General features: G+C 68.1%; 16 protein-coding genes and 1 pseudogene. 8 read left to right on the top strand and 9 right to left on the bottom strand.

Translation table 11 applies throughout. The features are described 5' to 3' along the window. Window positions 1–99 precede the first annotated feature (99 nt). The 3 genes from ACIBTS_RS13495 to ACIBTS_RS13485 all read right to left on the bottom strand — a co-directional run bounded on the left by ACIBTS_RS13495 (window position 100) and on the right by ACIBTS_RS13485 (window position 4283). Complete coding sequence (locus ACIBTS_RS13495) at window positions 100–1470, bottom strand: NAD-dependent succinate-semialdehyde dehydrogenase (RefSeq protein ID WP_399319084.1); 1371 nt, start codon at window positions 1468–1470, stop codon at window positions 100–102. Between the two features lie 36 nt (window positions 1471–1506). Next, window positions 1507–3129, bottom strand: a complete 1623-nt coding sequence (locus tag ACIBTS_RS13490; protein ID WP_399319082.1) for a flavin-containing monooxygenase — start codon at window positions 3127–3129, stop codon at window positions 1507–1509. Window positions 3130–3356: 227 nt separating this feature from the next. Next, window positions 3357–4283, bottom strand: a complete 927-nt coding sequence (locus ACIBTS_RS13485; RefSeq protein ID WP_399319080.1) for a LysR substrate-binding domain-containing protein — start codon at window positions 4281–4283, stop codon at window positions 3357–3359. Window positions 4284–4624: 341 nt separating this feature from the next. Here ACIBTS_RS13485 and ACIBTS_RS13480 point away from each other — a divergent pair, with 341 nt between their 5' ends. The 6 genes from ACIBTS_RS13480 to ACIBTS_RS13455 all read left to right on the top strand — a co-directional run bounded on the left by ACIBTS_RS13480 (window position 4625) and on the right by ACIBTS_RS13455 (window position 10449). Continuing rightward, window positions 4625–5608 (top strand): C-terminal binding protein, encoded by a 984-nt coding sequence (locus ACIBTS_RS13480; protein WP_399319078.1) that lies wholly within the window; start codon window positions 4625–4627, stop codon window positions 5606–5608. Window positions 5609–5840: 232 nt separating this feature from the next. After that, on the top strand, window positions 5841–7268 hold the full coding sequence (locus tag ACIBTS_RS13475; RefSeq protein ID WP_399319076.1) for an APC family permease: 1428 nt from the start codon (window positions 5841–5843) through the stop codon (window positions 7266–7268). 278 nt (window positions 7269–7546) lie between these two features. Then, window positions 7547–7864 (top strand): NAD(P)-binding protein, encoded by a 318-nt coding sequence (locus tag ACIBTS_RS13470; RefSeq protein WP_399319075.1) that lies wholly within the window; start codon window positions 7547–7549, stop codon window positions 7862–7864. 5 nt (window positions 7865–7869) lie between these two features. Beyond that, window positions 7870–8571, top strand: a complete 702-nt coding sequence (locus ACIBTS_RS13465) for a hypothetical protein (protein WP_399319073.1) — start codon at window positions 7870–7872, stop codon at window positions 8569–8571. A gap of 175 nt (window positions 8572–8746) precedes the next feature. After that, window positions 8747–9199 (top strand): flavodoxin domain-containing protein, encoded by a 453-nt coding sequence (locus tag ACIBTS_RS13460; protein WP_399319071.1) that lies wholly within the window; start codon window positions 8747–8749, stop codon window positions 9197–9199. A 38-nt stretch (window positions 9200–9237) separates the two neighbouring features. After that, window positions 9238–10449 (top strand): cytochrome P450, encoded by a 1212-nt coding sequence (locus ACIBTS_RS13455; RefSeq protein ID WP_399319069.1) that lies wholly within the window; start codon window positions 9238–9240, stop codon window positions 10447–10449. A gap of 67 nt (window positions 10450–10516) precedes the next feature. Here ACIBTS_RS13455 and ACIBTS_RS13450 read toward each other — a convergent pair whose 3' ends face one another. The 3 genes and pseudogenes from ACIBTS_RS13450 to ACIBTS_RS13440 form a co-directional block, all read right to left on the bottom strand. Continuing rightward, a complete protein-coding gene (locus tag ACIBTS_RS13450; RefSeq protein WP_399319067.1) occupies window positions 10517–11008 on the bottom strand; it encodes a hypothetical protein in 492 nt (163 codons plus the stop codon). Between the two features lie 410 nt (window positions 11009–11418). Then, window positions 11419–12441: a ketopantoate reductase family protein gene (locus ACIBTS_RS13445; RefSeq protein ID WP_399319065.1), complete on the bottom strand. Its 1023-nt coding sequence runs from the start codon at window positions 12439–12441 to the stop codon at window positions 11419–11421. A 441-nt stretch (window positions 12442–12882) separates the two neighbouring features. Next, a pseudogene (locus ACIBTS_RS13440) lies at window positions 12883–13865 on the bottom strand (IS5 family transposase). Window positions 13866–13947: 82 nt separating this feature from the next. Here ACIBTS_RS13440 and ACIBTS_RS13435 point away from each other — a divergent pair. Continuing rightward, window positions 13948–14457: a TetR/AcrR family transcriptional regulator gene (locus ACIBTS_RS13435; RefSeq protein ID WP_399319305.1), complete on the top strand. Its 510-nt coding sequence runs from the start codon at window positions 13948–13950 to the stop codon at window positions 14455–14457. Between the two features lie 84 nt (window positions 14458–14541). On the opposite strand, the gene ACIBTS_RS13430 is transcribed toward ACIBTS_RS13435, so the two are convergent. Beyond that, window positions 14542–14805, bottom strand: a complete 264-nt coding sequence (locus tag ACIBTS_RS13430; protein ID WP_399319063.1) for a substrate-binding domain-containing protein — start codon at window positions 14803–14805, stop codon at window positions 14542–14544. Between the two features lie 452 nt (window positions 14806–15257). Next, window positions 15258–15770: a 2,4'-dihydroxyacetophenone dioxygenase family protein gene (locus ACIBTS_RS13425; RefSeq protein ID WP_399319061.1), complete on the bottom strand. Its 513-nt coding sequence runs from the start codon at window positions 15768–15770 to the stop codon at window positions 15258–15260. Window positions 15771–15920: 150 nt separating this feature from the next. On the opposite strand from ACIBTS_RS13425, the gene ACIBTS_RS13420 reads away from it, so the two are divergent. Continuing rightward, window positions 15921–16898, top strand: a complete 978-nt coding sequence (locus tag ACIBTS_RS13420) for a helix-turn-helix domain-containing protein (RefSeq protein WP_399319059.1) — start codon at window positions 15921–15923, stop codon at window positions 16896–16898. Here the strand turns inward: ACIBTS_RS13420 and ACIBTS_RS13415 are convergent. After that, entirely contained in the window at window positions 16893–17615 is a 723-nt protein-coding gene (locus ACIBTS_RS13415; RefSeq protein ID WP_399319057.1) for an IclR family transcriptional regulator C-terminal domain-containing protein, read from the bottom strand. The genes ACIBTS_RS13420 and ACIBTS_RS13415 overlap by 6 nt on opposite strands. Window positions 17616–17631 lie beyond the last annotated feature (16 nt).

Here is a 17631-nt window from a genome sequence, read left to right as displayed (position 1 = left end):
TTCGGGGAGGGGGTCGTACGGCGGTGTGTGCCGCCGTGGAGGCGCCCTGCCCGCGGGGGGAGGCTCGCGGGCAGGGCGCAGCGTGGGGGGCGGAGGCCGTCAGGAAAGACGGACGGTCTTCTTGTTGGCGAACTCGTCGAGGCCCAGGCGGCCGAGCTCCCGGCCGATCCCGGACGCCTTGACGCCGCCGAACGGCATGTCGGGCTGGCTGCGGATGAGGGTGTTGAGGCCGACCATGCCGACCTCGAGCCGTTCGGCGATGTCGGCGGCGAGGTCCTCGTCGCGGGTGAAGACGGCGGACCCGAGCCCGAACCGGGAGTCGTTCGCCAGCGCGACGGCCTCCTCGACGGAGTCGACCTTGTAGAGGACTGCGACGGGACCGAAGAGTTCCTCGCTGTAGGCGCGCATGTCCGGGGTGACGTCCGTCAGGACGGTGGCCGGGTAGAAGGCACCGGGGCCGTCGGGGACCACGCCTCCCAGGTGCAGCCCGGCGCCCTTGGACACGGCGTCCTCGACCTGCTCGGCGATCTCCCGCCGACCGGACTCCGAGGCCATCGGGCCGATACTGGTGCCCGGGTCGAGCGGGTCTCCGGTGTTCCACTGCTGTGCGCGGGCGACGAATCCCTCGAGGAACCGGTCGTAGACGTCACTGTGGACGATCATCCGCTTGGAGGACGTGCAGGACTGGCCGGCGTTGCTGAACCGGCCCGTCGCGGCCAGGTCGAGCGCGAGGTCGAGGTCGGCGTCGGGCAGGACGATGAACGGGTCAGAGCCGCCGAGTTCGAGGACGCACTTCTTGAGATGCCGGCCGGCCTGGGTGGCCACGATCCGGCCGGCCTCCTCCGAGCCGGTCAGCGAGACGCCCCGCAGACGGTCGTCGGCGATGAGGTCGCCGATCTGCGAGGACGACACGATGAGGTTCTCGTAGACGCCCTTCGGGGTGTTCGCGTCGGCGACGACGGCGTCGATGAGGAGCGCCGTGCGGGTGCAGGAGCGGGCGTGCTTGAGGAGGACCGTGTTCCCGAGCAGCAGGTTGGGGGCGACGAAGCGCGCCACCTGGTACAGCGGGAAGTTCCACGGCATGATCCCGAGCACCGGGCCCGTGGGAGCCGTGCGGACAACGGCGCGTCCGCCGGCCTTGATCTCGATGACCTCGTCGGCCAGCAGCTGGGCGCCCGCGCGGGCGTAGTAGTCGTAGATCGACGCCGAGAGGGCGACCTCGCCCTCGGCCTGGGCGAGCGGCTTGCCCATCTCGGTCGCCATGGCCTCGGCGAGTTCAGCGCTTCGCTCGCGGTGCAGTTCGGCGATGCGGGCCAGGACGGTGACCCGGTCGTCGATGCCGACGTCGGCCCAGTCACGGTAGGCGTCGGTGGCACGGGTGAGTGCTTCGGCGATCTCGGCGTCGCTCATCATCGTGTATTCGGCGAGCACCTCGCCGTTCAGCGGTGAGACGGTCTTGTACGTGGGCATGGCTTGCTTCTCCAAACAGCTTGCGGGGGTGGGGGGTCAGACCACGGACGGGATGCGGACCTCGTAGCTGGGGTATCCCTGGGCTGCTTCGGCCTCGGAGAGGGCGATGAACTTGTCGAGGCCGCCGACGTAGAAGTTGGCGGTGCGGGCCTTGCGCTTGCCGGGGATGTTGTTGCCGAAGATCCAGGAGCCGGTCTCCAGGAACAGGGAGCCCTTGAGTTCGTCGAGGCAGGTCTGGAGCCAGTTCTCCTCGGCCTCCTCGCGCAGCCGGATGGAGGCGCCGGGGGTGTTCTTGACGGTCTTGACGGCCTGGGCGATCCACCTGGCCTGAACGCCGATGGCGGAGGGGTTGTTGACGAACGGGCCGTTCGGGCCGAGGACCATGAACAGGTTCGGGAAGCCGGACACGGTCATGCCCATGTGGGTGCGGGGGCCGTCAGCCCAGTGCTCCTTGAGGGTCCGGCCGCCGATGCCGCGGACGTCCATGTTCCGGTAGCTGCCCTCGACGGCGTCGAAGCCGGTCGCCAGGACCAGGACGTCGAGTTCGTGCAGGACGCCGTCCTCGGTGACTATGCCGCCCGCCACGAACTCCGCGATGGGATTCTCCCGAGTGCTGACGAGGGTGACGTTGGGCCGGTTGAACATCGCGAAGTAACCGGAGTCGCAGATGGGGCGACGGGCGAACAGCTCGGTGGGGGTGAGCTTGCGCGCCGTCTCCTCGTCCTTGACGATCTCCTTGATCTTCCGCTTGATGAAGTCGGCGGCGAGCTCGTTGGCGGCACGGTCGCTGGTGACGTCGCAGAAGGTCTCGTTGGCGAAGGTGTAGTTGCCGCCCTTGCGCCAGGCCCACTCGAAGACGGCCTCGCGCTCCTCCGCCGAGACGCTCCAGATGCTGCGCTTGGTCTCGTCGACGCCGAAGCCGATCTTGGAGGTGCGGAACTCCTCCCAGCGGTCCTCACACGTGGCCTTGAACTGCTCCAGCTCCGCCTCGGACCACTCACGGTTGCCGGCCGGGACGGTGTACTGAGCGGTGCGCTGGAACGAGGTCAGATGGGCCACGGTCTTGGCGGCCTCGGTCATGAACTGGATCCCTGTGGAGCCGTTGCCGATGACACCGATGCGCAGGCCGGCGATGTCGAAGTCCTCGGGCCAGTCGGCGGTGTGAACGATGCGGCCCTCGAACCGGTCGATGCCGGGAAAGTCGGGGATGTTGATCTGGGAGAGCAGGCCGGCTGCGGTGATCAGGAAGCGGGCACGGAACTCACCCCTGTCGGTGACCACGTGCCAGTGGGCGTTCGCCTCGTCATAGGCCGCGCTGGCCAGGGTGGTTTCGAGGTGGATACGGGAGCGCAGGTTCCAGAAGTCGACGGCATCCTCGACGTACTGGCGGATCTGGGGACCGGGGACGTAGCGGGTGCGCCAGTCGGTCTGCTGGAAGAGTTCCTTGTCGTAGGGCAGCTGGTACATGAAGCTCTGCGTGTCGGAAAGGGCGCCGGGGTAACGGTTCCAATACCAAGTTCCCCCGACCTTCGGCGCCTTGTCGATCGCGATCGCGTCGAGGCCCGCGTCGGCGGTGAGTGTGCGCAGCGCCATGACGCCGCCCAGGCCGGTTCCGACGACGAGTGCGTCGATCTCACGCACGGATTCTTCACTGCCCATGGTTGCTCCTTCGCGGAATTTCGCGCATAGAAAAACGACTCGATCAGCGGGGGGCACCGCATTGGCCGGCGCGGCCATCGTTTCCCCGAGATTTCCGGGGAGAGTCGAGTACGATTTCGACAATGTGACGTTACTTCTCGGAAATGTTCAGCACCAGAAGAAATTGATGCGAAGGCCGCGGGCGATTGTTTCCGGAACTGAAATGATCAGTGCGGCTTCGAGGAGGTTCAGGCGGCGTACGCCGGCCGATCCTGCTGCAGACAGCGGCGCAAGTGCCCGAGCGCGGCCGCTACGGGCGGGGTGACCGCCCCGGATCGCCACGCGGCGCGCAGGTGGACGTCGGGTACCAGTTCGCATTCGCGTTGGGTGAGCGGGACGAAGACGACGTTGGGGTTGGTCGTCGACCGCGCGACGGACCGCAGGGCGAGGTGGCAGCCGACCTCGGCTCCGACCAGCGCCAGACAGGAGGGGGTGTCGGGGGCGAACTGGACGTTGTTGACACCGCCCACACCATGGGCGTAACCGAGGCGCCAGAGCCGGTCGGTGGTGACCGAGCCGGTGGCGTAGGGCAGGGAGACGAACGGCTCGGCGGCCACGTCCTGGAAACCGACGACCTGGGTACCGGCGAGCCGGTGGGTCCGGGGTACCGCGACGACGAGGGAGTCGCTGATGAGGACCTCGCTGTCGAGGCCGGGCGGCAGGTTGTCGAACCGGCCGAGGCCGACGTCCACCTCCTCGTCCAGCAGGCGGCGGATCGTCGGCCTGGACACGGCCTGCGAGGTCAGATCGAGGCGGATGCCGGGGTGATCCGCGCGCATGCCCCGGGAGAGCGCGGCCACCAGGGGATGCGCCGCCACACCGCAGAACTCGACGCGGACCGTGCCGGACTCACCGGAGACGGCGGCACTGACGGCGGACTCGGCGCAGGACACCGCATCGAGTACGGCGCGAGCGGGCTGGACGAGGGCCTGGCCGGCCGGCGTGAGGGAGACCGAACGGGTGTTCCGATCGAACAGGCGGGCGCCGAGGTCTCCCTCCAAGGCCTGGATGGTGCGACTGAGGGGCGCCTGGGCCATGAAGAGCTGCTCGGCGGCGCGGCCGAAGTGCAGGTGCTCGGCGACCGCGAGGAAGGCCTGAAGTTGTCGAACGTTCACGGTCGTACACCTCCGGTTGCGATGCGCGACGCTCAGCCTATGCTTACGACCGTTAGTTCGCTAGAGTCCGAAAGGACCTAGAGTCCGAAAGGACCCGGTCGCGGAACACCGCACCAGTGATCTTGAGTGATCCCGCGCTCGCGGTTTGAGCCTCGCGGAGACTAATCCAGTTTCGACAACACACTGTTCCCAATCGAGGCCTACCCCGATCTCGCACGGTCGGAGTCGTTGACGGATCATTCGGCCCGTCCGTACTTTTCATTCACTTTCCACACGAACACGTTTAGGCGCCCTGAGATCACGGCTGCCGAACACCTTCGCCCTGATCCGAGAGGGTTGAAATGTCACTTGCAAGCAGCACGGAAATACCGGCCCGCACCCCCGCCCATTCCGGTGGTCTGCTCCTTGTCGGTCCTCAGCAGTACCCGAGCCTGGAGCGGGAGCGGGCACTGGCCGAGGAGTTCGGACTGGAGTTCGTGGTGGCACCGGACCGGCAGACGTTCCGTGCTTCGATCCCCGAGGCGACCGTGGTGATGGTGACCCCGTACGCGCCCGTGGAGGCTGAGGACTTCGCCGCGATGAAGAAGTGCATCGCCGTGGTGCGGTACGGCATCGGCTACGACAACATCGATGTGCCGGCCGCCCGGACGAAGGGCGTCCCGGTCGCGATCGTGCCGGGTGCCGCGACCGAGGAGGTCGCGTCGCACGCGCTCACCATGGGGCTGCTGCTGGCGCGGCGCATCCCCGCGGGGCAGTCGGCCATCGAGGCCGGCCATTGGGCGGGCAGCGTCGGAATGGACACGCCACGGTTCTCCCAGCTGGACGTCGCGGTCGTGGGCATGGGCCGCATCGGCCGCCAGGTCGCCCGGTGGTACGCGGCCCTCGGCACGAACGTCCGTGCCTACGACCCGTTCGCGACCTTCGACTCGGTACCGGCCGCACCATTGAAGGAGCTGCTCGAGCAGTCCGACGTGGTGTCGCTGCACCTGCCGTTGTCGGCCGAGACCCGAAACCTGATGTCGACTGAGGTCATCCGCCGTATGCGGCCGCGCTCGGTCCTCGTCAACGTCTCACGCGGCGGGCTCGTCGACGAGGCCGCGCTGGCGGACGCGCTGCGCTCCGGCCACCTGGCAGGCGCGGGCCTGGACACCTTCACGACCGAGCCGCTTCCGGCGGACCACGTACTGCGCGGCGTGCCGAACCTGGTGATGACCCCGCACGTCGCGTGGCGGTCCGACCTGGCGATGGACGCGCTCCAGGAGGCCGTCGTGCTGCGCGCCCGACAGGCGCTGACGGGCCGGCCACTGTCGGACCTGGTGACCTGACCGGACCGGTATCCCACCCCGACAGCGTCACCACACACCAGAACGTCTGCGCGGGCATGGGTGCCGGCGCAGCGAGGTCCACGAGGTGATCACGTACCTGAACAGGACGGCATCACACGGGGACGCGACACGAACACCCCACCGGCCCCGCGGTAGCTCGGGTGGGCCCCACCAGGAAGAGAAACTCATGGCAAGACACGAGCAGGTCCCCACCGTGAGTGGTGAAAGACAAATGGCTGAAGTCGTGGATGAGCCGCGGCGTCTGCAGGGCAACATGGGCGTCGGTGAGCTCGCCATGAGCGTGCTCGCGTTCTCCGCGCCCCTGACCACGGCGGCGGGCTTCATCCCGGTGCTGCTGATGTTCGGCGGCAAGACGGGGCCGGCGATCTACATCGTGGCGACGGTCATACTTCTGGTCTTCTGTGTCGGCTTCACCCTGATGGGCCGCACCGTTCCGAACCCGGGAGGCTTCTACGCCTTCGTGACCCAGGGTCTCGGACGCCCGGCCGGACTGGGCGGCGCGTTCCTGGCGACGTTCGGCTACTTCATGATCGGGTTCTTCGCCCCGCCGTTCTTCGCCATCACAGTCCAGAGCTACGTGGAGAAGAACCTCCACGGGCCGCACATCGCGTGGGGCTGGTACGCGCTGGCGATCGTCGCGGTGACCACCGCGCTTGCCTACCGGCGCATCGACCTCTCCGCGAAGGTGCTGACCGCGGTCATGGTGCTCGAAGTGATCGTCGTGATCGTCTTCGACATCGCGTCGTTCGTCCATGGAGCCCCTTCCGGCACCGGGGGCGCCGCCCTGAGCCTGCCGTGGGTCACCGACCCCAACATCGGTCTCGCGCTCCTGTTCGTCGTCGGCAACTTCTTCGGGTTCGAGGCGACAGTCATCTTCCGCGAGGAGGTGAAGGACCCCGACAAGACCATCCCCCGGGCCACCTACCTGTCCGTGGCCGGCATCGGCGTCTTCTACGCCCTGGCCGCGTGGGGCTACATCGCCTTCTCCGGCGCGAACAAGGTGCAGGAGGCCGCCACGGCCAACACCGGCGGACTGTTCACCGACGGGCTGACCGTGCTGGTCGGCAAGACCGTGGTCGACATCGTCACCGTCCTGCTGCTGACCTCGATCCTGGCGTCGATGCTGTCCATCCACAATGTCACGGCGCGCTACCTGCACTCACTCGGTACCGACGGTGTGATGCCGACGGCTCTGGGCAAGGTGCACCCCAGGCACGGATCCCCGTACTTGGCCGCTTCCCTCATCGGTGCGCTGTGGGCCATCGGAGTCGCCCTCTTCGTGGCACTGGGCAGCGACCCGAACGTTCTGTTCGCCCGGGCGTCCGGCATCGGTTCCTTCGCGATCCTGCTGCTCCTGTTCGCGGCGAGCGTGGCGGTGTTCGTCTACTTCCGTCGCCATCCGTCGCAGGAACCCGCGTGGAAGACCACTGCCTCACCACTCCTGTCGGCCGTCGGTATCGGCGTGGTGGCGTATCTCGCGGTGGCGAACTACTCGGACCTGCTTGGCGGTTCCGGCTTCGTCACGTCGTTCTTCCTGGTCTTCACCTTCGCGTTGTTCCCGATCGGGATGGGCGTCGCGCGAGTCCTGCGGGGCCGGCGCCCCGAGGTGTACCAGCGCATCGGCCGCCAGGAGCTGTGACTTCGTGTTACCTGCGACCACAACGGTAGGCAGTTCGACCACACGGCCAGGAAGGGCCGGAACACCGTCCGGCGCCGCTGCCGACCGGGGCGGGATGCACCGACGTCCTACGTCGAGGACATCCACGAGCTCGGTCACCAGCGGCGCCGGACGGCATCGACGCTCCTGACCCGGCGTCGAGTCCAGACCTGGATTCCTGTTCACCCACTATACTAACGATCGTTAGTTAGTTAGCGTTCATCCCGTCTTCGAATTCCTTCGCAGTAACCGAGGTAGCCATGAGAACTCCGGCAGAGACAGCCCCGAACCGACCGGCCGACGCCGTCGGCGACGGGCTTCCGCTCCAGGTCGCGGTCATCGGCGCCGGCCCCAGCGGGTGCTACGCGGCCCAGGCTCTGCGCAAGGGACAGCCGGACGTCGAGATCGCCGTCTTCGACGCGCTGCCGACGCCGTTCGGCCTGGTCCGGTACGGCATCGCACCGGACCACCAGGGCGCCAAGGCGGTGTCGCGCCAGTTCGAGCGGCTCTTCGGGCAGCCAGGAGTGGAGTTCGTCGGCAACGTGTCCGTGGGGACCGACGTGAGCCTCGAAGCCTGATCCGGTTGCTGAACTCCGATCCGGACGCCCGCCTGCGCCACCGGCAAGCCGGTTCGGAGAGCCTGGGGTCCGAGGTCGTCATCCTCGGGACAGGAAACGTCTCGGTGGATGTCGCACGGCTGCTGTCCAAGTCCGACCTCGACTTCATCGCGTCGGACGTCGACGACGACGCGCTGCGCACTGTGGCGCCGAACCCGGTACGGACCATCCACATCCTGGGGAGGTGTGATCCGCATACGGCGAAGTGGGATGCGTCGATGGTCAGGGAACTCGCCGAGATCGCCGGTGTTCATCTCAGCGTTGACGGCGTACCGCTGATCGGCGAGCCCTCGGCCTCTCCGCGTACGACGGTGAACGTGCGGTTCCGGCGGGTTCCGGTCTCCGTTCGGTGGCACGACGGCCGGGTCCGGGTGACGACACATCGGGCGGGGGACAGCGCGCTGGTCGACCACCTCGACGCCGACACCGTGATCACGGCGCTCGGCTTCGCCCCCCTCCGGCGCAGTCGTCGCGGTTCGGTGACATCAAGGCTCCGAACGTGTTCCACGTGGGTGGCCCCGCTACCGGCCGGCTGGGAAATCTGGCCGAGAACCGGAAGCTGGCGGCAGACGCGGCGAAGGGCGTCCTGGAGTGCCTTCACCGTCAGGAACCGCTGCACCGTACCGGCCTGGCCGGGCTCCGCGACCGGCTGCCGCCTTCGGTGGTGAGTTTCGAGGCGTGGCAGCGTATCGACGGTGCCGAGGTGCGGCGCGCCCGGCCCGACAGGTGCCGAACCAAGTTCACGACCAGGGACGAACTCCTCGCTGCGGCGGCGGGCTCCGGTGCCCTGGCTTTCATCCCGACGGCCACGACTGCGGCCCTCGACACCACAGGAGAAGTGAAATGACTGTCGTCCATGTCCTGTATGGGACCGAGTCGAGCAACGCGGAGATGGTCGCCGACGACATCGCCGCCGCGTTCGGCGATCAAGGGTACGAGACGGTGACCGCGGAGCTGACCGATGTCGAGGTGTCCGACCTGGCGGCCATGGAGATCGCGGTGTTCGTGAGTTCCACCTACGGAGAGGGCGGCCTGCCCGAGACGGCGGCGCCGTTCCACGACGCGCTCCTGACGGAGCGCCCTGACCTGTCCGGTGTGCGGTTCGCGGCGTTCGGACTCGGCGACAGCATCTACGAGACGTTCAACAACGCCATAGACACCCTCCGCAGGTCGCTCCTTGAGCTCGGCGCGGAGCAGATCGGAACCACGGCCAAGCATGACGCCGCGTCGACGACCCCGGCCACGGAGCTCGCCGACGCGTGGGCCCGGGACCTCCTGACTCTGCTACCCGCCTGACCCAGCCCGGCCCGACCAGACCCGAAGGAGCGACAGACATGAGCCTGACCATCGGGGAAGCCTCGGCGCTGTTCCCGTGGAACGACGAGAAATTCCGGGCCGACCCGTACCCGGCTTACGAGCGGGCCCGTGCGATCGCGCCCGTACACCGGACGACGCAGAACACGTACGTGGTGCTGAACCACGCGGACACCACGCACAACGCGAAACTGCCGTGTATGCGGATAGCGGAGCCGCCGTCGTTCGCCACCGCCGGCGAGCACCCTCATCCATGGACCGCGTTCGACAACACGGTCCTGTCGAAGGACGCGCCGGAGCACACCCGGATGCGGCGGCTGACGAACCGTTGGCTGACACCGAAGATGATCGGCACCTGGGCGCGGCTGACGCACGACTTCACCGTCGAGGCGCTCGACAGGCTCGCCCCGGGCGAGGTCGTGGACGCCCACTTCGACCTGGGCGTGATGCCGACCCATCTGGCGATGTGCCGCATCCTCGACATGCCCGTGGGTGACGTGGAGGGGATGTTATGGGCCCTGTGGGACGCGATGCTCATCAACGCGACCGCACCGGGTGAGGGCATCGACGCGAGGTCGCTGGCCGGGATGAACTTCATGTTCGCCGAGACCGAACGGTACGTGCGCGAGAAGCAGGCCGCCGAGGAGCCCGGAAACGGGCTGGTCGACGAGCTGCTCGCGGCCCACGGGCGCGGCGAGCTCACCTGGCGTGAGGTCCTGGAGACCACGGTGCTGCTCTACATGTCGGGCGGCCCGAACCCCGCCTACCTCATCGGGGCCGGTTTCAAGCTGTTCGCCGAACGACCGGACCTGATGACCGAGTTCAGGGAGAAGCCGGAGATCCGGGACGCGTTCATCAACGAGCTGGCGCGGCTGAACCCGGTCGAACTCATCATCACCCGGTTCCCGAACGAGGACATCGAGATCCAGGGCGTGCACATCCCGTCAGGGTCGTGCAGCAAGTACCCGATCGGGGCCGCGAACCGGGACCCGGCGATCTTCGAGAACCCCAACGAGTTCGACCACAACCGGCCCCCGGACGCGAGCCGGAACCTGACGTTCGGGCTCGGTACCCACGCGTGCGCCGGGCAGCTGCTGGCGCGGGCCGAGACCAGCGTGATCCTCGGCCTCATCGCCGAGCGGTACTCCTCGGTCGAGCTCGCCGGTGATCCGCTGGAGGTCCGCACCGACCGTCTGGTCGCGTTCGACAAGCTGCCTGTCCGGCTCTCCTGAGCCGGACTGTCGGTCCCGTACCGACAAGGCGATCACGGAACCGACGACCGGTACGGACGCCCCGGAGTCAGTCGGTCGACATCGTGGCCAACATGGCGGCCGGGTACCGGCTTCCCGCAGAGCCCTGGGGAAGGATCTGCCTGATCTGCTCGCGGTCGGCGTCGGTGAGTTCGACGTCGACCGCGGCGGTGTTCTCCGCCAGGCGGTCGGCGTTGCGGGTGCCGGGGATCGGGACCACGTCGTCGCCCTGGGCGAGCAGCCTTGGCCGCCGGTGCAGGATCTCACAATTGTCCAGCACGATCAGCACGCGTCGCTCGGCCAGGCGCTCGGCAAGCCTGTCGAGGGCGGGTCTGTCGCCCAGGTCCGCGAAGCCCACAGCGGCGGCGGCCGTGGTCGCCACCGCCGAGGGGTCCCGCACCGGTGCCAGGTCGACCAGCCACGTCCCGTCAGGGAAGGATTTCCTCACCGCGGCGGCCGCTTCCAGCGCCAGCCGCGTCTTGCCGACTCCGCCCGTCCCGGTGAGCGTCAGCAACCGCGCCGAGCCGAGGAGACGGCGCACCTCGCCAATGTCATGGCGCCTGCCCACGAACGTGGTGAATGACTCGGGCAGGTTCCCCGTGCGCCACCAGGACGGTCATGTCAGCCGCCTCCCTGCACTCCGAATCGCGCCCGAACATTCACTCGCCTGCTGGTCGGCAGCGTACGCACACGAGGGTGAAACAACTAACATGTTAGATATCACTGCCTTCCGGTACAGATCGTTCTTGTCACCGGCCAGGGCCGCGATGCGGAGCGCCTCGACTGCCTGCCCGGGTGGCCGAGACCCAGCAGGAGGCGGCGTCGTCCGCGAGGCCGGCAAGCCCCATGCCGCATGTCGAGAGAGCCGTCGGTGATCCTTTTGACAGGCCGGCACCGAAGCCCAGGCCGGTCTCTCCACCACACCCTCCTCGTCGGCCGCCAGGTGATCACCTACACGGCGGCATGCGCCTCCAACCGGCTCAACAATGTCTGGAGCGCGGGCATGGAGTGGCCGCAACTGCGGCCCTCGGCCAGGCAGTCGTACATGGTTGCGACGTCCTGGGCGCGGACCTTGCCGCCGTGGTGGAACCGGTTGAACGCCTGGTAGTCCAGCGGCAGCATGTCCCGTTCGATGGCCTGGTGTGTCTGGGCGGTCTCACGTGGTCCCATGGCCTTGGCCATGTGTTCGCCGGTCTGGCCGTACCGCGGGAGGGTCATGATCTCGGCCTGAGCTCGACAGGCCAGGTTCCAGAGCTCCTCGTCCCGGACGAGGGTGGTGAAGTCGGGCCACCCGGCGAGCTCGGCGCCCGCGTACACCGGCGAGGCGGCGGTGCAGAAGATGTCGTCGACCTCCCGGCTGACCTGTGCGCACTGCGACACGCCGCTGCGCTCGTACAGCGCGGCGAACTGCTGCGCGGCGGTGACGTTGCCCGTCTCGAGGCGAAAGCCGATCCGGTTCGTCGGATGCCGGTAGCAGACGTCGGCCCGGGCCACCCGCGCTGGATCCGTGGGCGGATGAACGGGCAGGTCTGCCGAGGCCTGATGGCTGAGCATGCCGAGGAATCCGTGCGTGAGCCGGTCGTCGTCGACGCCAAGCGTCTCGCGGTAATGCTCGCGGACGCCGAGGCCGAAGCCGCATATGATGACGTGCGCGCCGCAGGATCGGACCAGCTTGCCCAGGCCGCGCAGTAGCCCGGTACCTTCCGGTGTCCGGCTGGTGTGGCCGTCCAGCGTGATGATGACGAACTGGAAACTCGTTCCCTCCAGCTCCGCGACGTCGTCGACGACGCGGTAGGTGTCGAACGTCTTCAGTTCGGCGTCGTCGTAGCAGTACAGCCGCCGCGCCGAGCCCAGGGCGGCCTTCCTGCCGGGCCGCACCAGGAAGGTGATGTCGACTCCTGCCAGGCCGAGGTGGTAGCCGACGGGCAGTCCTGTCGCTCCGGCACCGACGATGAGGACGGACGGGGTGGTCATGGGATACCTCCGGTGGAAATCGTTGCTGACAGCCGAGCTCGGCAGGTCGTCGCGCTGCAGGATCGGCGGGGTGGGTGTCCATGGCGAGAGCGGCACAGTCGGCTGCCTCCCGGCCAACCGGTCGAAGTCCCCGCTCCGGATCGCGTAGCCGGCACAGACCACGGTCGTGCGAATCCCGGCGCTCCCTTGCCGCGTCATCGCAGTGCTGGCGCAGCACGTCGACCGCATCCACGATCAAGCTGGCTGAGCCGCGACTGCACCTCCGGAACAATACTGCATGTATGGAACTGAGTGTCAGAGAAGATTCACGGTTCCGTAATGGCAATCATGCTTCTGCCCGCAGTACAGTCGCCGCGTGCCCCCTGCCGAGACCCGAACCACCACCCGAGACATCGCCCGCGGTGCCGTAAGAGCCGAACTAGGGGCTGTCTCTAGTTGTGATCATTGGGCTTTGAGGAGGCTGCTGATCCAGATGGTCGCTGCGCGGAGGTGGAGTCCGGCGAGGTAGCTCTCGGGCGTCTTGTCGTAGCGGGTCGCGATGCCTCGCCAGTCCTTCATCCTGTTGATGGCCCGCTCGACCGTGTTGCGGTCGCGGTAGAGACCGGTGTCGTGGGTGACGGGCCTGCCGCCACGGCTGCCTTTCTTCCTGCGGTTGGCGGCCTGGTCCTTCTTCTCCGGGATGACTGCCTTGATGCGGCGTTTGCGCAGGTGGGCGCGGTTGGCGCGCGAGGAGTAAGCCTTATCGCCGGCCACGGCATCCGGCCGGGTGCGGGGACGGCCGACGGGCAGACGGACCCGGACCTTGCTCAGGACCGGGATGAACTGGGGACTGTCGGCGGCCTGCCCGGCGGTCAGCAGGAGGGCCATCGGCCGGCAACGCCGGTCGGCAGCCAGGTGGATCTTGCTGGTCAGACCGCCGCGCGACCGTCCGAGCAGAGCGGCCTTCAGCCGGGCCCGCCGTCGTAATCGGATGCGCCTGCGTTCGGCGCGGACCGGATCGCTTTCACCGTCCTGCCCGCCTTGTCCCTCTGACGCTCCCCCTTTTGCAGGGCCGCCTCCTCGAGCGCGGCCAGGGTCTGTTCGCTGACCCGCATGCCGGCGGCGTCGTGATGGGCCCGCGTGATGGTGGAGTCCACGCTGACCAGGGACATGTCGATCTCGTCCCTGCGGGCGGCCTCGGCGATCGCTTCGTCCAGCAGGGTCTGGAAGACGCCCGCGTCCCGCCATCGCATGAAGCGGTTGTAGACGGTCTGCCAGGCGCCGAACCGCTCGGGCATCTCTCTCCACTGGCTGCCGGTGCGGAACCGCCAGATCACCCCCTCGAACTGCTCACGCAGACGTTCGGGGTACGGGCCGAACCTGCCGACCGGCAGGAACGGCCCGATGAACTCCCACTCGCTGTCGGTGAGTTGCGCACGCGTCACACCACAGTCTTATCGCACCGGCCCCCACCCCAAGCCACTTGATCACAACTAGAGACAGCCCCTAGCCCGGACCGCCTTCGATCTGTTCCGCCGCGAGGGCTACGAGAACGTCACAGTGAACGACCTCGCTGCGGCGGCCGGCGTGTCACGCAGCACGTTTCTACGCTACTTCGGCAGCAAGGAGGAAGCCGTTCTCAGTGCCTTCGACGCGCATGGCGAGCGCGTCGCCGCCGCGCTGCGCGCCCGCCCGGTGGCCGAGGACGACTGGACCGCGCTACGCCGTGCGCTGGACACCGTGCTGGAGCACTACCGACAGGACCCGGACAGCGCGCTCACCATGACGCGGCTGGTGAAGGAGACCCCGGCACTGTGCGCGCGCCAACTGGGGAAGCAGAGTGGCTGGCGGCCGCCCCTGGCCCACTCACTGGCCGAACGCGCAGGGTCGGCCGAGCAGCCGACGCTGACCCATGCCGTGCGCGTCGCCGCGGCGCTGGACTGCCTGAATGTCGCCCTTGACCACTGGACCGACTCCGACGGCCGTCTCGATCTCACTTCCTTGCTGGACGAGGCGTTCGCGGCCCTGGCCTGCTGATCCTCGCTACTTCAGAGGATCGTAAGCGGCGGGCCGGTGTCAGGCGTCGCAATGGTGTGCACGAGAAGCCGGACACCTTCCTCGTTACGGCCTCGAAAGGCTGACCGCGGTGGTCAGAGGCGGCGAGACGTAGCCGAAGACCGGATTGGCGTCGAAACCGACGACACTGACGTTTTGTCGGCACCCGGCTTCCCGTAGGCCGCGCATGAGAGCGATGGCCGTCTCGTCGCCCGCCGCGGACACCGCGGTCACGGAGCCTCCGAAGGCCAATGCCTGGTCGGCGGCGTATCCGGCGGCGGCCGACCAGGCACCGTTGAGTGGCGGAGGCTCATGTGCGCCCCGGGCCACCGGCGCCGCCTGCGTTGTTGAACGCCTTGACGAGCTTCGCGCCGGCCAGCTGCTCCTGCACGACTTCGCGGGTGGTGGTCCTGCCTGAGTCGAAGACCTCGAATCGCGAGCCGGGCGAGCTTCGTACCGATGTTGCCGGCGCCGATGAAGCCGAGCGTTGCCGTGGACGGGATCTCCTCGTCCCGCGGACCGTTCCGTCCGCTGGTGATCCTGCAAGGGATGGCGGAACCCCGCTCCTCACGCAGGTGCTGCGTGAGGAGCGGGGTTCCGCCATCCCGGTGATGTCCGACTGGGGCGCCCTCGTCGACCGGGTTGTCTCGCTCGCCGCAGGCTGTGACCTGCGGATGCCGCCATCGGCACCGATCACCGGATCATGGCGGCCGTGTAACCGGTGTGTCCGGCCCCGGAGGTCGTCGGCGTCGTGGAGGAGAGGCGGGCACGCCTCGGCCTGCCTAGAGATAGAGCCGTTCGTTGATCTTCAGGCCGTTCTCCCGGCAATAGCTCTCGTAGTGATCGATGAACCAGAACACATCGACCGTCTCCATCACACGGTCCTCCTCGTCGAGGAACTCCAGCGGACCGTTGAGCCAGAACATCGTCTTCATCCCGTGCTCGGAGTAGAGGGTGTGACTGCGCCCCGGGCTCTCCCGGACGAAGTCACCCGGCTTCCCGACCCAGTCGTACTCCAGGTAGCGCCAACTGCCTTCGAGGACGTAGCCGGAGACCGGACCGCGGTGCCGGTGGCGGCCGAGCGTGCCGCCCTCCTGCACCCACAGCACGTTGGCGGCGCTGCTGCCACGGACGTCGAAGGTGAGGTGCTTGATGAACACGCCGGGGACGAACGGCACCCAGGGGCTGCTGTCCTCGCTGATGTACCCCTCCTCCAGGGCGTACTTGTCCCGCATGCGGTCCACGCGCGCCTCGGTCGCCACGTACTGCGCCATGATCTCTTCGGATGTAGTCATGTCACCTTGCCTCATTGCCTGGGTGGGTTTGTGGGTGCGAAGGTACGGTCCGACCTGCGGCGAGGGCTTGACTGAGGCCGCACGGTTACCTGAACCTGAGCGCACCCGCAGCAGGGTCTTTCCGAGGGTGCGAGGCAAGGTGGCACCGGTATGACGCTCAACTTCTCCACGGCGCCGCTCGACAGCCGCGCTCAGCTGGACTATTGGCGCGAGGTGGTCTGCACGACGTTCGTCGAGTACGAGATGGACGTGCCGCGGCATCCGTCCGCCGGCTTCCTGGGCCAGGTCACGGCGCAGACGGTCGGCGGCGTGGGGATCGCCCGGGTGGTCTCCGACCCTCATACGGTGTTCCGCTCGCCAAGGCTGATCCGCAGGTCCAGCGAGGACGACCTCCTGGTGAACCTGGCCGTCCAGGGGCGCGTCACGGTGGCCCAGCAGGGACGCGAGGCGCTGTTGCGCCCCGGTGACCTCACCGTCTACGACAGCGCACTGCCCTGTCGGATCGCCTGTCTCGACCCGTTCGAACTGCTGGTGCTGAAAGTCCCCCGGCCGCTGTTCGACGCGCACTGCCCACTGGCACGGGACACGATGGCCACCCCTGTGCCGGGCGACCGGGGGGTGGGCGCGCTCATCGCGCCCTTCCTCCACTCGCTGACCCTCCACGCCCGCGGTCTGGCGCCCGACACGAGCGCCCGGATCGGTGCCACCCTGCTGGAGCTGCTGGCCACGGCTCTGTCCGACCGGACCGCCGCGGCTGTCCGGCTCGAAGTTCCCGGCGCGGTCCATTCGGGCCGCGCCCGCCGGTACATCCTCGACCACATCGCCGACCCCGACCTGTCACCCGCCGTGATCGCCCAGGCGCTGGGCATCTCCGTCCGCTACCTCCACGCGATCTTCCAGGCCGAGGACGCCTCGCCGTCCCGCTGGATCCAGCGACAGCGCATCCACATGGCCGCCAGGCTGCTCGCCGACCCAGGCCGGACGGGCTGGACTGTCACGGACATCGCCTACGCGGTCGGCTTCAAGGACGCCTCGCACTTCACCCGCGCCTTCAAGAGCGGCCACGGTGTCAGCCCGCGCGAGTACCGCAGAGACCACTCGGCTGCTCCACAGGGGCCAGCCTCATAGACCTTGCCGTGGCTGGTGCAGACCGGAGGACGGCGTGCGGATCTTTCGTCGTCCTCCGGTCTCGTCGCCGCCCGCCCCGAGTCGTTGTGGGGCGGCCGCCGAAGCCCGCTCTTCGATCCGGTGCGCCGCGGCCTGCAGGTCGTCCAGGTGGCGCCGCGCCACCTCCTGCACCGACATGACCGTCTTGCGCCAGGTCACGTTGACGCATCCGAGTACCTCCCCGTGCAGGCGGATCGGTACGGCGATCGAGTTGCGGCCGTCGAAGTCGTACTCCGGTGCGCGCACGCTGTACCCGCGTGAGCGGGTGGCCGCCAGCAGACGGCGCAGCCATCCAGCGTCGTGGGCGTACTCGTTCCCGGGGGCGTCGTGCTCGCGGAGGCAGCGAAGGACCGCTTCCCGCTCTCGCTCGGGAGAGAAGGCGATGTAGGCCCGGCCCGAGGCCCCGAGCAGCATGTGCGAGCGGAAGCCGATGGGAGCGACGGGTACGACCTCGTCGAAGCAGGCCTTCGGGCTGTTCGTGTCGATCGTCTCCATGTAGTCCAGGCGCGGCACGGTCAGCGCAGAGGGCCACATCACGCGTTCGCACAGCCCTTCCAGGACCTGCGACGCCAGTTCGCCGAGCCACTCGGCGTCGTCGTACGGGGCACGCTGCGGTCTGAGGCTCGCGATGAACGCCCCGTCGGCCAGCCGCTGCCACACCAGGCCTGCTGATTGCACGTGTACAGGATGCGGA

Source organism: Streptomyces sp. NPDC050121, from assembly GCF_044460385.1.
GTDB lineage: Bacteria > Actinomycetota > Actinomycetes > Streptomycetales > Streptomycetaceae > Streptomyces > Streptomyces soliscabiei.
Note: the sequence above shows the minus strand (reverse complement) of the source record. Positions and strands in the feature narration are given on the sequence as shown.